This window comes from Pseudidiomarina tainanensis (assembly GCF_004214835.1).
Lineage (GTDB): Bacteria > Pseudomonadota > Gammaproteobacteria > Enterobacterales > Alteromonadaceae > Pseudidiomarina > Pseudidiomarina tainanensis.
In genome coordinates this window covers 1,707,110-1,722,724 of sequence record NZ_PIQJ01000001.1, presented here as the reverse complement: position 1 = coordinate 1,722,724, position 15,615 = coordinate 1,707,110, and the positions used below count along the sequence as shown (strand labels likewise).

The window sequence follows — 15,615 nt, the reverse complement described above, 5'->3', positions numbered from 1 at the left end:
ATTTCACCGTGAAATCATCGTCAGCAAAGAGGTGTTGTTATGGCGGATTATCGTGTTCCACGTGAAGATATGCAGTTTGTACTGCAGGACGTTTTCCAAGTTGATAAAGATTGGGCGCAGTTCGGCGAGCTTGCTGAATTGGATATTGATACCGCTGTAGCGATTATCGATGAAGGCGCTAAGTTAGCAGAAACGCTCATTGCTCCAAATGCTCGCGCCGCAGATGAAGAAGGCGTGTCTTTTGACAATGGCGTTGTGACTACGCCAAAAGGCTACAAAGAAAACTTTAAACAACTAGCCGAAGGCGGTTGGGTTGGTGTTACCGCTAACCCTGAGTTCGGTGGCATGGGATTGCCGAAAAGTGTATCCGCCCAGTACGAAGAAATGCTATGCGCAGCTGATATCTCGTTCTCACTTTATCCTGGCTTAACTGCTGGCGCGATTATGACGATCGATCAGCACGCTGATGAAAGTCTAAAAGCGACCTATCTCGAGAAAATGATCACAGGGCAATGGACCGGATCCATGTGCCTCACTGAACCGCATGCGGGCACTGACTTAGGTATCATCCGTTCAAAAGCGGTACCTAATGACGATGGTAGTTTCTCCATTTCAGGGACTAAGATTTTTATCACTGGTGGTGAACATGATCTTGCTGACAATATCATTCATTTAGTGCTGGCCAAGTTACCTGACGCACCAGCCGGCAGCAAAGGTATCAGCCTTTTCTTGGTACCAAAGTTTCTGGTTAATGTTGATGGTGATATTGGCGAGCGTAATGGCGTTCACTGCGGCTCTATTGAGCACAAGATGGGGATTCATGCCTCAGCAACATGCGTGCTGAACTTTGATGGGGCGAAAGGGTGGTTAGTCGGTCAGCCACATCAAGGATTACCAGCCATGTTTACCATGATGAACTACGAACGTCTTGGGGTGGGTATTCAAGGGTTAGGCGCAGCCGCGCGCTCTTATCAAAATGCTTTGGAATACGCGCAAGATCGTATTCAGGGTCGCGGCGCAAAAGCAACGCGTGAACTGGATAAAGAAGCGGATCCGTTAATTGTGCATGGCGACGTGCGTCGTATGTTATTGACGATGAAGGCGTTCGTTGAAGGTGGTCGTGCCTTTTCAACTTACGTTGGCCAGCAGTTAGACATTGCAAAATATGCACAAGATCCACAGCAAAAAGCTCGTGCCGAAGCGTTAGTTCAATTACTCACGCCGGTGGCAAAAGCCTTCTTAACTGACACCGGATTTGAAACTACTGTGATTGGTCAGCAAGTATTTGGCGGACACGGGTTTATTCGTGAGTGGGGTCAAGAGCAACTAGTTCGCGATGCCCGTATTGCTCAGATTTATGAAGGCACCAATGGTATTCAAGCACTTGATTTATTGGGGCGGAAAGTCGCTGGTTCACGAGGCGAACTACTTAAGCCTTTATTGGAAGATATTCAGGCTCTTTTAGCAGAACCACAAGCTGGTTTAGAAAAAGAATATCAGCAATTGGCGGAGGCAACTCAGTTAGTTGGCAAGGTCACGAAACATGTACTTGAGCGTGTTACACAGGATGAAAATATCATCAACAGTGTTGCTGTCGAGTATCTGAACTTGGTCGGTTATGTCGCATTTGCATATATGTGGTTGCGCATGGCAAAAGTTGCTCAACCGTTAGTTGACGAGCGCCCGTATCTGGCAAGCAAAGTGAAAACTGCGAAGTTCTATATGGCTCGTATTTTACCGCGTATCCACGGTTTGGTTGGAGCGATTGAGGACGGCAGTGAGAGCCTTTATAAACACGAAGTGGGCGAGTTTTAGTCGCCCACCTTATTTGAATTTCAACGTAATAACTTGTTGTCGCTAGTCACCTAGTGACAACAAGGTTGCATTACCACCAACCGCAGTAATGTTGTTGGTGCGAGTTTTTTCCGTCACAAAACGGGTGAGGTAGTGCGGGCCACCAGCTTTCGGACCAGTGCCTGACATTCCGCGACCACCAAACGGTTGCACGCCAACCACCGCACCAATCTGGTTACGGTTGATGTATACGTTACCCACATCGATACGACGAGCGATATCAGCAGCAAAGGTTTCGTTACGGCTATGAATGCCGAAGGTTAAACCGAAACCGGTACCGTTAATACTTTCGATCACTTGGTCAAGCTCGCTGGTTTTATAACGAATAACGTGCAAGATTGGGCCGAAGTTTTCTTTGACTAACTGGTTAATGCTATCAATCTCAATCGCAGTTGGAGCAACGAAAGTGCCGCCATTGGTGTATTCAGGCATTGGCGCTCGAGCAATCAAGCGACCAGCTTGTGATATATCATTAATATGTTGCTCAAGGTTGCTTTTCGCAACGCCATCGATCACTGGGCCAACATCGGTTTCATGCAACATCGGGTCACCAACTTTTAACTCTGCCATCGCACCTTTGAGCAAATCAATCACGCGATCCGCAATATCGTCTTGTACAAACAATACGCGTAATGCTGAACAACGTTGGCCTGCACTCTTGAAGGCGCTAGCAACAATGTCGGTAACCGCTTGCTCTGGTAAGGCGGTTGAGTCGATGAGCATGGCGTTCTGACCACCAGTTTCAGCAACTAATGGTACGATTGCGCCGGTACGGGCTGCCAAAGCACGGTTAATTGACTGCGCAGTGTAGGTTGAACCAGTAAAGCACACGCCGCCGATATCTTCTTGCGAAACCAAGAAGCTACCTACTTCAGCACCACTGCCTGGCATATAATGCAGTACGTCACCAGGAATGCCAGCCTCTAATGCCAATTGAATTGCACGGAAGGCGATTAAACCGGTTTGTTCAGCAGGTTTCGCAATGACACAGTTTCCAGTTACTAGAGCAGCAGCGATTTGGCCCATAAAGATAGCTAATGGGAAGTTCCACGGGCTGATGCAGATAAATGTACCGCGACCTTGTAGGAACAATTCGTTCGTTTCGCCAGTCGGTCCTGGCAATGTCGTACCATCGCCCATCAATTCACGTGCTTGCTGCGCATAATAGCGACAGAAGTCAACGGCTTCCCGAACTTCATCAATACCGTCTTGTAAGCTCTTACCAGCTTCCATGGTACACAGCGCAATAAGTTCATTGCGGTTTGCTTCCATTAAGTCAGCTAGCTTCTCTAGCGCAGAGGCGCGAACGTTAACATCAGTATCACGCCAGCGACGATAAGCCGCGTTTGCGCTTTGTAATGCTTGCTCAGCGAGCGCTTTGTCACCCCAACAAATTGTTCCAATCTGTTGACTAGTATTCTGTGGGCTATGAATAGCGACGCGATGGTGTGCATCAACCACATCACCATTTACAATCGGACCACCTTGCCATTGCTTATCACGATATTGATGAACGGCGTTGATAAAATCATCAGCTTGCGAGTGAATGTTCATATTCAATCCTAACGAGTTTTTCCGATCGCTGAAAATCTGCGTCGGTAATGGAATCTTATGGTTTGCGAAGTGCTCATGCTTCAGCATGGTACGCAGTGGATGCTCGGTGAGCTCTGCAACAGGCGTTTCTGGGTCCACTAGTTTGTGTACAAACGAGGTGTTCGCACCATTCTCAAGTAATCGACGCACTAAATACGGCAATAAGTCTTTGTGAGCCCCCACTGGTGCATAAATACGCACGGTTACCTTCGGGTCTTGCTCAAGCAAAGTGTCATAAAGGTCATCACCCATGCCATGCAAACGTTGAAACTCAATACGACGTTCGTATTTCTTATTGAGTTCACGAATCGCGACAACCGTTTGTGCATTATGCGTTGCAAACTGCGGATAAATGGCGCCATCGGTAGCCGGACTCATTAGATAGTGAGCACAGGCGAGATAAGATACGTCAGTGTTGGCTTTGCGCGTATACACTGGGTAGCCTTGTAAACCGTTTACTTGGCATAGTTTGATTTCGGTATCCCAGTACGCACCTTTTACCAAGCGCACAGGAATTTCATCGCCGCACTCACGCGCTAACGCAGTCACCCAACAAAGTACCGGTAATGCTCGCTTCGAATAGGCTTGCACAACCAGGCCAAAGCGCGGCCAGCCTTTGCATACGCCACTGCGGTACACCTTCTCGAAAAGCTCGAGTGAGAGTTCAAGACGGTCCATCTCTTCAGCATCAATGCTCACACCAACGTCAGCTTCTTTCGCTAGTTTTACCAGTTCGGTGAGGCTTGCTGCGAGTTCAGTAAGAACACGTTCATGATTCGCGACTTCATAGCGCGGATGCAAAGCCGATAACTTGATCGAAATTGTCGGTCGCGGCGCATTTGGGTTGTTGAAGTTTTCTTTGCCAACAACTTTAATCGAGTTGACATAATCAGCGTGATAGCGACGTGCATCAGCCATCGTCAATGCTGCTTCACCCAACATATCGTATGAATGGGTATAACCTTTATCGCGGTTATTTCGGCTATTTTTTAAGGCTTCTTGAATTGTGCGACCAAGAACAAACTGGGTCCCCATAATTCGCATGGCAGCATAGGTTGCCTTGCGCACCACCGGCGAACTCAGGCGACGTACCATGCGACGGAACACACCGCGTGGCGTTTCCATCGGTTGCCCCGTCGGGTTAATCATGCTGTTAGTTAAAGCAAGACCCCACGTTCCGCTATTAACTAGCCACGAAGCGCTCTGTCCCATATGACGTTGCCAATCACCGCCGGACAAGCGATCTTGGATAAGAGCATCTGCTGTCGTCGCGTCGGGAATACGCAGTAGAGCTTCCGCAAGACACATCAAAATGATGCCTTCTTTGGTATCAAGACTGTACTCTTGCAAGAAAGCGTCGACGCCACCGCCATCAGCACGGTCGCGAACTTTATTCACTAAATCGGTTGCTGCCTGAGTTACCGTATCAAGAGTTGATTCTTCTTGAGGGACTAAAGGCAATAGCTCACGCAAATAAGCATCTTCATCTACCAAGTAGTTGGCAGTTATCGCTTTTTGGAGTCGACCAAGGTCGGCGCCGGTATACTGAGCCGCAAGTACTTCACTCGCTTTGAACATAGCATCTCCTGTTGGACTCAGCCCAAGGCTGGCGGTGACATATTTCGGGCGCCAGTATATGACTTTTTTGGCGCGCGTAAAGCCTAGTCTGATCAGATTTTTTTTAATCTGTAAAACGCGCCCACGGTGCATTTTTTAAACACCGCTGTCAAGCCCAATTAAGTTGACCCGCACAATGAGTACGAGTAACGTATGAAGCAAGCAAAATCAACGTGTAAGAGACCACTTGTGAGTCAAGAAATAGAACTTAAGTTACTGGTAGAACCAGCCAAGCGCGAGGCCGTTTTGGCGTTGTGTCAGCAACTGGCAAAAGAAGCGCAACCAAGCCAACTTGAATTGAGCAATGCATATTTCGATACGCCAGACCTGCAACTGCGTCAGCACGATATCGGATTACGTATTCGGCGCCGCGATGATCAACGCGAACAAACTGTTAAATTGGCTGGCGAGGTATTGGGCGGTATGCATAGCCGTCCCGAGTACAATGTTGTGGTTACTCAAGACCAACCTGACTTAACGCTGTTTGAGGAAGACATTTGGCCGGACGAATTTCCAGTATTTGATGTACAACGTGAGCTGACAGAAATATTTCGCACCGATTTCACACGGCATCGTTGGCACATTGCCAGTGGTGATGGCGTTATCGAATTAGTATTCGATGAAGGTAGTATTATTGCCAACGATAAGCGTCGTTCAATTTGTGAAATAGAGCTAGAGGTTCAAGGTGGTGACGTTGCACAAGCATACAAACTGGCTCGACGGTTTATTACCCGCGTTAATGCGCGCGTAGGAAGTTTAAGCAAAGCGGCGCGCGGCTATTTATTGGCCGAGAAATCAGTTCTAGAGCCATTTACGCATGCGCATTTTGTTCGACAACAACCGAATGATGACGCTGGTAGCGGCTTGTACCGTGCGCTAGCATACGCACTACAGTATTGGCAGCACAACGATGCTTGCTTGAATGAGCAGCCCAGCGTGCGCGCAGTTGCTGGAATTACCGATGGTATTCGCTTATCAAAAGTGGTGTTACAGCAGCTGGCGTTATTTGAAATTGATGTCAGTGACCATATTGTACGCTTAGAGCAAGTGTTGGGGCATCTCGGTTGGTTGAGTCGATATGATGGGCTTAACGAGCTGACCGCTGAAGATGGCGCCTATCATCGCGCGCTAGAACAAAATCAGAAGCTTTATGATGAAATTCTTGAACAGCAAGAACATGCGGTTCAGCTCGAGCTTGTGATTAACTTGAGTAAACGAGATGACTATCAACTGACATTGTTTGAATTGGGCGAGTTATGTGCTCAACAACCACGACATGAACAACTCACTCAGCTCCCACTGAAGCAATGGGCAGCACAACGTTTGCGCGAAGATTGGCAACAAGTGTTAGAGGCATTTACTCGCCATGAGGAACTTCGCGCGGACCAGTATTTAAAACTCTTACCGCAGTTACAAAGCTCCTTGCAATTGGGATATTGCGTCGGCTATTTATTTGACGCTGATGACCGTGAAAGCTTCCGTGCTCCATGGCAGGATATGCTCCGCGGTATTCGAGAGATTATGGCTCTCAAACTATTGCGAGAAGCGATAAAAGATACCGATGACATAAACACCGACAAGCTATTAAGTTGGCAAGAGGTGCAACTGGAATCACTGCTATACGCCCTAGAACGTTCACGGCGAGCAGCTCTCAAACAAGAGCCCTATTGGATTCTGTAACGGTGGAAATGCTAACGCGGGTAAAATCAATTAGCGAGTTCGTTGCTCGTGTACTGGAGCAACAGCCGGATGCAATTGTCTGGCAAGGCGAACAAGTTGTATTGCCTTCGGTCACTGATTATCAACGTCTGTTAGACGAGCATCTTGGGCAATGCACAAATGAAACTGAGGCGAACCGTTTGGTGCGGCAGTTGCGGCAGCGTTGGTATGCAACCATTGCAGCGGCTGATTTATTGCAACAAATGTCCTTAGAGCAAGTTCTAGCGCATATTACCGCCACAGCTGATGCATTTATCAGTGCTTCATTGGCATGGCTATATCCGCGCTTTTGTGAGCGCTTTGGTACCCCGCGCGATGAAGACGGCACAACACTACCATTGCTAGTTATCGGTATGGGCAAACTTGGTGGTGGCGAACTCAATTTCTCCTCGGATATCGATCTGATTTTTTGCTATCCGCAGCAGGGCGAAACCGACCATCCTCGTAAACCTATCGAAAATAGTGTGTTCTTTACTCGGTTAGCTCAAGCGTTAGTGAATATGCTCGATCAAATTACCGCCGATGGACGCGTGTTTCGTGTTGATTTACGTCTGCGGCCTTTCGGTCAGTCTGGGCCGGTGGTCGCAAGCTTATCTGCACTTGAGTATTACTATCAGGAGCAAGGGCGTGACTGGGAACGTTATGCGATGGTGAAAGCGCGTATCATTGGCGCTGAACCCAATTATCAACACCAGCTATCGGCATTGTTACGTCCCTTTGTCTATCGGCGCTATATCGACTTTTCTGCGATTGATGCATTACGCAAAATGAAAAGTTTAATTACGCAAGAAACTCGAAGAAGAGGGCTTGAACGAAATATTAAGCTGGGGCCCGGTGGGATTCGTGAAATTGAATTTATCGCTCAGGCATTTCAGTTAATTCGCGGTGGACAGCAACGTCAGTTGCAAACGCAATCAATTTATCAAGCTTATCGTGCTATCGCCGAACTCGGATTACTGACGCCAGAAACGGTAGATGAACTTCTAGATTGTTATACGGTTTTAAGAAAAATGGAACACGTATTGCAACAGCTCAATGATGAGCAGACACAAACATTACCGGACGATGATGCTGCACAGCAACGTATCAGTTTAGCCTATCAAAAACCTTGGCGAGAAATTGACGAATTAATCAAAATAACGATGACCCGTGTTCATCAGCATTTTCGTCAAGTGATCGGTGACCCTGACGCTGAAGATGAAGAGGCCGGTGAGTTACAGCTGCTGTGGCAAGATATGATCGAAGATGACACTGCGGTAGATGTATTGATCGATTTAGGTTTAGCAAAAGCCACGGCACAATTGATATGGCAACAAGTGAATCAGTTACGCATGGATGTGCGCAAACGTGGTTCAGGCCCTCGTGGGCGCAAAGCGATGGCACGTTTGGTCCCACTATTGCTCGAGCGAATTGTCCAATTTGCTGATTCTGATTCGGTACTGGAGCGGGTGTTCCAAGTGCTCCGAAAAATCATGACGCGTACCGCCTATGTCGAATTACTTGTAGAGAACAGTGGCGCACGTGAACAATTGATTAAGTTATGTCGAGCCAGCTCATGGTTAACACAGCAATTAGCGACCTATCCACTGTTACTGGATGAGTTAATTGATCCCCAACATCTCTATCAACTACCTCAGTTAGAGGAATATCCAGCGCTTCTAGATGAGTTTCTATTACGCCTTCCGGAACAAGAACAAGACTTAGAAGCGCAGATGGATGCGCTGCGCCAAGCGCGACAAGTGCTGCAATTAAAAGTGGCGGCTGCAGATATCAGTGGTGCACTGCCGCTCATGAAAGTGAGTGACCATTTGAGTTACCTAGCTGAAGCAATTATTGCAAAGGTGGTACGACTCGCGTGGTTCCAGTTAACTGAAAAGCACGGAAACCCGCCGGGTCGGGATATCGACAACATGGGTTTTGCGGTATTGGCCTACGGTAAGCTTGGCGGGCTGGAACTTGGTTATGGTTCTGATTTAGATTTAGTATTTATCACCGACTCAGATTATTCCGGTGAGACTAACGGACCGAAAGCAATCGAAGTTCAGCAGTTCTATTTGCGGTTAGCACAACGAATTTTACATTTATTCACCACGCGAACCTTGGTCGGTACGCTTTATGAAGTCGATATGCGTTTGCGGCCATCAGGTAAGGCTGGGTTGTTGGTATCGAGGGTTGATACCTTTGCTGGCTACTTGCGCGAAGATGCTTGGACATGGGAATTACAGGCTTTAGTGCGTGCGCGTCCAGTATTCGGTAGTCCGGAGTTATGCCAACGGTTAATCGATATTCGACAACAACAATTGTCGCTAAAGCGAGACAGGACAAGTCTGCGAGAGCAAGTGCTCAGTATGCGTGAAAAAATGCGCGAGCATCTGCAAGCAAAAGTGGAAGGCTTTGAGTTTGACGTTAAGCAAGGCGCAGGTGGTATCACTGATTTGGAGTTTCTCGTGCAGTTTCTCGTATTGTGTTATGCCCATGAACACAGTGAACTGACAGAATTTACCGATAATATTCGTATATTAGAACAAGCGGCACAGGTTGGCTTGATGCAGTCTGAACAAGCGCAGAATCTTATTAATGCGTATATTGGTGAGCGCGAAGTTGCGCACCAATTAGCTCTTGATGATCGTGGTAACGTAACGCGAAGAAATTTAGAGGAATATCGCCACACGGTGATTGATGCGTGGCGATATTGGCTGACTGACTAACGTTACTAGTTAACGTTGATAAAGGTCGGGATCATCTTCATTAGGACGCGTTTTGAAGCGGCGATGAATCCACATATATTGTTCAGGTTGCTGCTGAATAGCGAACTCAATCATATGATTGACACGGGTGACGTCGTCGACATCATTGCCGGTTGGGAAGTTTTCAAATTCCGGATAAAACGTCATGTCATAGCCGCTACCATCATCCCGTCGAAAGCAGGTAACCGGTAACACAGCACAATTAGCATTACCGGCAAACAGCAGGGTACCTGTTGTTGTACTGGCTTTTTCAACCGCGAATAGTGGGGCGAAAACAGTCCGCTTTCGGCCGTAATCTTGATCTGGCAAATAACCTGCAATTTCACCTTGGTCGAGCGCTTGTAACATACTTCGTACGTCGGTGCGCGGAATCATGTACTTGTTTGAGCGTCCGCGCCCCAAGGTCTGAAGATATTCCATGACTGCATTATTGTGTGGTCGATAAAGGCCAACCGCAGGTTTCACAAAGCCATGTAAGCGAGCATGAACTTCAAGGCTCAAAAAGTGAAACAATAAAAGTAATACACCTTTACCATCCTTCTGTGCAGCGTGCAGATGTTCCTCGCCATGCACATGCAACTTACGACGAATACGCCAATCGGGCCACCACCATGCCATGCCGGTTTCGAAAAAAGCGATACCGGTATTTTGCATATTTTTTCTGACGAGAGATTCGATGTCGCTTGAAGACATATCTGGAAAACAGAGTTCGAGATTACGTCTGGCGATAGCGGCACGGCGGGGAGCAAAGCGGTAGAAGAGTCGACCTAAACCTCTACCCATTCCTAGCTGCCAACGATACGGCAGCCAAGAAATGGTATAGAGAATGCCGACGCTGAGCCACGTTAACCAATATTTTGGTAATAGAAAACGTGCCTCAAAGTGCGGTTTTTCAATTATTTTCATTAATCAAGCTTGCGTTAATGGCTACTAAATCTTGTTCACTAATTAGGCCTGAAGCTTGCTTCAAGGTCAAATACTGACGAATGTATCCATAACGAGCGCTCGATAAATTGCGGCGAGCATTGTACAAGTTACGCGTGCTATTTAGCACGTCAACAATGGTACGGGTGCCCACTTCAAAACCAGTTTGTGTTGCTTTCAATGCGCTTTGCGCCGAGACAACTGCCTGCTCGAAAGCGCGAATCGTGGCTTGTGAAGCAACAACGTCGTAGAAGGCATTGCGTACTTGACGTTCAACGCCGCGACGGACACCTTCCAGCTCTTGGCTCGATGCGACATAATTTTCACGCGCTTGATCAACTTCTGATGACGTTCTAAAACCGGTGAAAATTGGTACGTTCAAGGACAAACCGATTGAGTTTGAGTCCATACGCGGCATGTCAATCTCGTTACCACGGGCTGTGGTTGTCGTATCGCGAGTTGAGTATGAACCATTCAATGACACGGTTGGTAAATGACCGTTACGCGCTAAATCGATTTGTTGCTCAGCAATTTCAACAGATACGCGCTGTACGAGTAACTGCAAGTTTTTATCTTCTGCAATTTTCACCCACTGCATGGCATCTGCTGGCGCTGGGCTCTCGGGAGCAAAAGTTTCAGTATTTAATTGAGCGAGGTCTTCATGATAACGACCGGTGATTTCACGCAATGATTCTTGCGCTATTTCTACCGCATTTTTAGCTTGGATTTCCGCTGCAACCGAGGTGTCATATTGTGCTTGAGCTTCGTGTACGTCGGTAATTGCTGTTAAACCAACTGAGAAACGTTGTTTGGTTTGCTCAAGTTGACGCTCGATCGCTTTCTTCTCGGCGGTTGCAAACTCCAAGTCATCTTGACGTTCAAGTACTGTGAAGTAAGCATTAACGACGCGAATCATGAGTTGCTGACGTACACTTAAATAGTTCACTTCAGCTTGATAAGCTTGCTTCTCACTTAATTCTGCGCGATCCCAAACGTTCATGTCGAACACTGTTTGGCTCAGGTTTACACCCGCATTCCAGCCACGGTTTTCACTATCAATGACGATAAAGCTTTGGGCCACGGAATCGTAAGTCGCGCTCTCGGATTCATTGCGAGAGTATCCAGCAGAGAGGCTCACTTGCGGCCAAAAAGCTGATTTGGTGATATCGATACCTTTTTGTGCGGCGCGGCGCTGAGCATCAACTTGTTGTAGTGTAGGATCGTTTTGCAATGCAAGTTGGAATACTTGTGCAAGGTCGTCGGCATAGGCAACACTGGTTGTTGCGCTGAGCGTTAAGCCGACTAAAACTGATAATACGTGCTTTTTCATGGATAGGGTGTCCTAATTATTTGAAAGCATCATCTTGCCAAAAAACTGGCTGCTATTTTACATACACTCGTGAATGTTTACTAGTTTACCGTTAAACGAATTTAAATGCATGGCGCCAGTTGCAACAGAATGGGTTCAAGTGTAACTAATTATGTGCCAAAGATGGCTTTTTTTACAATTGTTATGAATCAATTTCGCGTTCAATCGAGTACATAAGACGTTAAATAACGAGAAAAGGTTGCTTGTGCAAAAATATCATCAAAACGACGTAAAAATTATCGAGAAAACACCGATTAGAGAGGGTTTTCTTAGTATTTACAAATTACAGTTACAGCACCGTTTATTTGCGGGTGAATGGTCACCTGTATTTGAACGCGAAGTTATGGACCGAGGCCATGCAGTGGTGGTGCTGCCATATGATCCGAGCAATGATGCGTTGGTGGTGCTCGAACAATTTCGAGTGGGTGCCTTAGATACTGGCGCGTCACCGTGGTTGCTCGAGTTTGTTGCTGGCATGTACGATAGCCACGATGAAACGGCAGAGCAGGTGGCCCACCGCGAACTCGAAGAGGAAGCTGGGTTAACCACCGAGAGCTTACATTATGCGCTCACGTATTTATCAACCCCCGGTGGCTGTACGGAAAAGATCTCTATTTATATCGCACTGGTTGATAGCAGCAAAGCTGCTCGTCACGCCGGATTAGCCACAGAAAATGAGGATATCCGTGTGCATGTATTACCGTTCAGTGACGTGGTGCAATTGCTTGAAGCAGGAAAAATTAACAATGCTGCAAGTGTGATTGGGCTACAATGGTTGCAATTACACAAACGCCAATTTGAGGATTTATGACAACTGATGTGATTCGAAAGCGTTACAAGTTTGACCTCGCAGCTCTGCAAAGACTTGCGGCGATAAACTATGCAGCGCTGCGGCCAATCATTGCTGGGGTCAAACAATCAGGCTCAAAAATCATTAAAGTAGGGCAACAATTACGGTTTGCGGTGACGGTGTTAGAAACCGCGCCTTACACTACTGAAGTTAGAATTGAACAGCAGGCGTTGATGACGCAGTTACCAGGATTGCGAGAAACGCAAATTGATGTGCGTCTTTATCACGATGCGCAGCTTGCAGAAGTTGTTAGAAGCCAAGGTGTTGGTAGACTTCAAGCAAGCTATGAGATACCAAACCCCGATATGCACCACGCTGATGAGAAGCATCAGGTCAATCATTTTTTACAAGAGTGGTTGCAACTTATACGAGCGAATGGCTATTTCCAGGAGGTTTAAGCCTTGTTGTTATATTTACATGGATTTGAAAGCTCGCCAGCCAGTTTGAAAATTATCCAAACCCAAGATTATTTGCAAGCCCAAGGTGTCGACGCGAACTTACTCTTTGCGCCGCAACAACCGCCGCGTATGAGAGCGATTCGAGCCATGCTGGATGAGTTGATCGAGCAGCAACCAATCAGTGCAGTCATGGGCAGCTCGTTAGGTGGTTTTTGGACGCATTATGTGGTGAGTCAACTGCATCACCGTCAACGCCAAGTTCGTGGTGTATTGATTAATCCGGCAGTACGCTCTTACAGTTGGATGCCAGAAGACGCGGTTAAACGGATTCATCCGTACACACAAGAGCATTATCAACTCGACAGTGACGACCGTGAAGTTTTAATTGCGGCAGAGCAACAGTTCTCGCAAGATGTGGACTTAATGGTGCTATTGCAGGCAGGTGATGAGCGTTTGGATTACCAGCTGGCTCGAGATTATTACCGAACTCAGCGAATGCTAGTTGAGCAAGGCGGCGATCATAGTTTTGTTGATTTTCCACGCTACTTGCCAGCTGTGCTTGAGTTTCTCGACGTCCTGTAACAGTATATGGGCATTCCTATAACAACGATTCCGTGCAACACGAGATAAAAAAGCGCATGTCAGATTACAAAGCCGATGCGATAGAGGTCCTCAATGGCCTCGAACCGGTCCGTCGCAGACCGGGAATGTACACCGATACCACGCGCCCCAATCACTTAGGCCAAGAAGTCATCGACAACAGTGTTGATGAAGCCCTAGCTGGCCATGCACGCGAACTGGTGGTGACATTACACCCTGATCAATCACTTGAAGTGCAAGACGATGGTCGTGGTATGCCTGTTGATATTCACCCTGAGGAAGGTGTTCCAGGGGTCGAATTAATCATGACCAAGCTCCACGCTGGCGGTAAGTTCTCGAATAAGAACTATAAATTTTCCGGCGGTTTGCATGGCGTGGGTATCTCGGTGGTAAACGCATTATCAACGCGAGTTGATGTGACGGTTAAACGCGACGGCCAAGTTTACCAAATGGCCTTTGAGAACGGTGATAAAGTTGCCGAACTTGAAGTGACGGGTACAGTTGGTAAACGCAATACTGGAACCAACTTGCGTTTCTGGCCAGATCCAAAGTATTTTGACTCACCTAAATTTTCAGTACTGAAATTGACGCATTTATTGCGCGCTAAAGCAGTTCTATGTCCGGGTTTAAAAATTACTTTTCGTAACCTTGTTGATAATGAAGAGCAAACTTGGTTTTACGAAGATGGCTTACGTGACTACCTAGTCGAAGCGGTCCGCGAGTTACCAACACTTCCTGAAGAACCATTTATTGGTGCATTCTCCGGCAACGAAGAAGCGGTTGATTGGGCTGTGACTTGGTTACCGGAAGGCGGTGAGGGCGTCACTGAAAGTTATGTCAACCTGATCCCAACTCCACAAGGCGGTACACATGCCAATGGTTTACGCCAGGGGTTGCTCGACGCCATGCGCGAGTTTTGTGAATTCCGTAATTTGTTACCGCGTGGTGTGCGTTTAACACCTGAAGATATTTGGGATCGCTGCGCTTATATCTTGTCGGTAAAAATGCAAGATCCGCAATTCGCAGGTCAAACGAAAGAGCGTTTGTCTTCACGTCAATGTGCGGCATTTGTTTCAGGGGTTGTGAAAGACTCTTTCAGCTTGTGGCTGAATGAACACACTGAACAGGCAGAGCAATTAGCGGAGCTATGTATCAACAATGCCCAGCGACGGATGCGGGCGAGTAAAAAGGTTGTTCGTAAAAAGGTCACTCAAGGTCCTGCATTGCCGGGGAAACTGACCGACTGCGCAACACAAGATCCATCGCGCGGTGAATTGTTTCTCGTTGAGGGTGACTCTGCTGGTGGTTCGGCGAAGCAGGCGCGCGATCGTGACTTTCAGGCGGTAATGCCATTGCGCGGAAAAATCCTAAACACTTGGGAAGTCGAGTCTGATCAAATCTTAGGTTCGCAAGAAATTCACGATATTTCAGTAGCGCTGGGTGTGGACCCAAACTCTGACGATTTAGAACAATTACGTTACGGCAAAATATGCATTCTTGCCGATGCGGATTCCGATGGTTTGCACATTGCAACTTTGCTTTGTGCATTGTTTGTCAAACACTTCCGAGCGCTGGTTGATCATGGGCATGTATACGTTGCGATGCCGCCATTGTATCGTGTTGACGTTGGTAAAGAAGTTTACTATGCGCTGGATGAAGCGGAAAAGCAGGGCATTTTAGATCGTATTGAAGCAGAGAAGAAAAAAGGCAAAGTAAACGTACAACGCTTCAAAGGATTGGGTGAGATGAACCCTTTGCAATTACGCGAAACGACCATGGATCCGAATACACGACGCTTGGTGCAACTGACTGTTGATGAGCCAGAAGCAACAGAAGAGTTAATGGATATGCTGCTTGCCAAAAAACGCTCGGGAGACCGTCGCGACTGGCTGGAAAGTAAAGGTAACTTAGTCGACTTGGCCGAGCTTTAAGGAGAATTATTCA

At 47.2% G+C, this 15,615-nt stretch carries 10 protein-coding genes; 7 read left to right on the top strand and 3 right to left on the bottom strand.

Annotated features, from left to right (window positions below; translation table 11 throughout):
* The first annotated feature begins 39 nt into the window (after nt 1-39).
* Nucleotides 40-1,815: an acyl-CoA dehydrogenase C-terminal domain-containing protein gene (locus CWI82_RS08390; RefSeq protein ID WP_092854141.1), complete on the top strand. Its 1,776-nt coding sequence runs from the start codon at nt 40-42 to the stop codon at nt 1,813-1,815.
* Between the two features lie 42 nt (nt 1,816-1,857).
* On the opposite strand, the gene putA is transcribed toward CWI82_RS08390, so the two are convergent.
* On the bottom strand, nt 1,858-5,025 hold the full coding sequence (gene putA, locus CWI82_RS08385; protein ID WP_092854143.1) for a bifunctional proline dehydrogenase/L-glutamate gamma-semialdehyde dehydrogenase PutA: 3,168 nt from the start codon (nt 5,023-5,025) through the stop codon (nt 1,858-1,860).
* Between the two features lie 228 nt (nt 5,026-5,253).
* Here putA and CWI82_RS08380 point away from each other — a divergent pair, with 228 nt between their 5' ends.
* Both CWI82_RS08380 and glnE read left to right on the top strand, forming a co-directional pair.
* Nucleotides 5,254-6,744 (top strand): CYTH domain-containing protein, encoded by a 1,491-nt coding sequence (locus tag CWI82_RS08380; protein WP_092856779.1) that lies wholly within the window; start codon nt 5,254-5,256, stop codon nt 6,742-6,744.
* Between the two features lie 8 nt (nt 6,745-6,752).
* Nucleotides 6,753-9,491: a bifunctional [glutamate--ammonia ligase]-adenylyl-L-tyrosine phosphorylase/[glutamate--ammonia-ligase] adenylyltransferase gene (glnE, locus tag CWI82_RS08375; protein WP_092856776.1), complete on the top strand. Its 2,739-nt coding sequence runs from the start codon at nt 6,753-6,755 to the stop codon at nt 9,489-9,491.
* A 9-nt stretch (nt 9,492-9,500) separates the two neighbouring features.
* Here the strand turns inward: glnE and lpxL are convergent, their stop codons facing one another.
* Both lpxL and tolC read right to left on the bottom strand, forming a co-directional pair.
* A complete protein-coding gene (gene lpxL, locus CWI82_RS08370) occupies nt 9,501-10,430 on the bottom strand; it encodes an LpxL/LpxP family Kdo(2)-lipid IV(A) lauroyl/palmitoleoyl acyltransferase (protein ID WP_130203228.1) in 930 nt (309 codons plus the stop codon).
* Nucleotides 10,423-11,784 carry an outer membrane channel protein TolC gene (gene tolC, locus CWI82_RS08365; RefSeq protein ID WP_130203151.1) on the bottom strand — a complete coding sequence of 454 codons (1,362 nt, stop codon included), beginning with the start codon at nt 11,782-11,784 and terminating at the stop codon, nt 10,423-10,425. The genes lpxL and tolC overlap by 8 nt, the downstream gene beginning before the upstream one ends.
* Before the next feature lie 244 nt (nt 11,785-12,028).
* Between tolC and CWI82_RS08360 the strand changes: the two genes are divergently transcribed.
* The 4 genes from CWI82_RS08360 to parE are packed head-to-tail and all read left to right on the top strand — an operon-like array spanning nt 12,029 to nt 15,602.
* Nucleotides 12,029-12,634: an NUDIX domain-containing protein gene (locus CWI82_RS08360; RefSeq protein ID WP_130203150.1), complete on the top strand. Its 606-nt coding sequence runs from the start codon at nt 12,029-12,031 to the stop codon at nt 12,632-12,634.
* Nucleotides 12,631-13,071: a DUF1249 domain-containing protein gene (locus CWI82_RS08355; protein ID WP_092854147.1), complete on the top strand. Its 441-nt coding sequence runs from the start codon at nt 12,631-12,633 to the stop codon at nt 13,069-13,071. Before CWI82_RS08360 ends, CWI82_RS08355 begins: the two co-directional genes overlap by 4 nt.
* Nucleotides 13,072-13,074: 3 nt before the next feature.
* The gene (locus CWI82_RS08350; protein ID WP_130203149.1) at nt 13,075-13,653 is read left to right on the top strand and encodes a YqiA/YcfP family alpha/beta fold hydrolase; all 579 of its coding nucleotides are present in this window, start codon (nt 13,075-13,077) and stop codon (nt 13,651-13,653) included.
* 56 nt (nt 13,654-13,709) lie between these two features.
* Nucleotides 13,710-15,602, top strand: a complete 1,893-nt coding sequence (parE, locus tag CWI82_RS08345) for a DNA topoisomerase IV subunit B (protein ID WP_130203148.1) — start codon at nt 13,710-13,712, stop codon at nt 15,600-15,602.
* Nucleotides 15,603-15,615 lie beyond the last annotated feature (13 nt).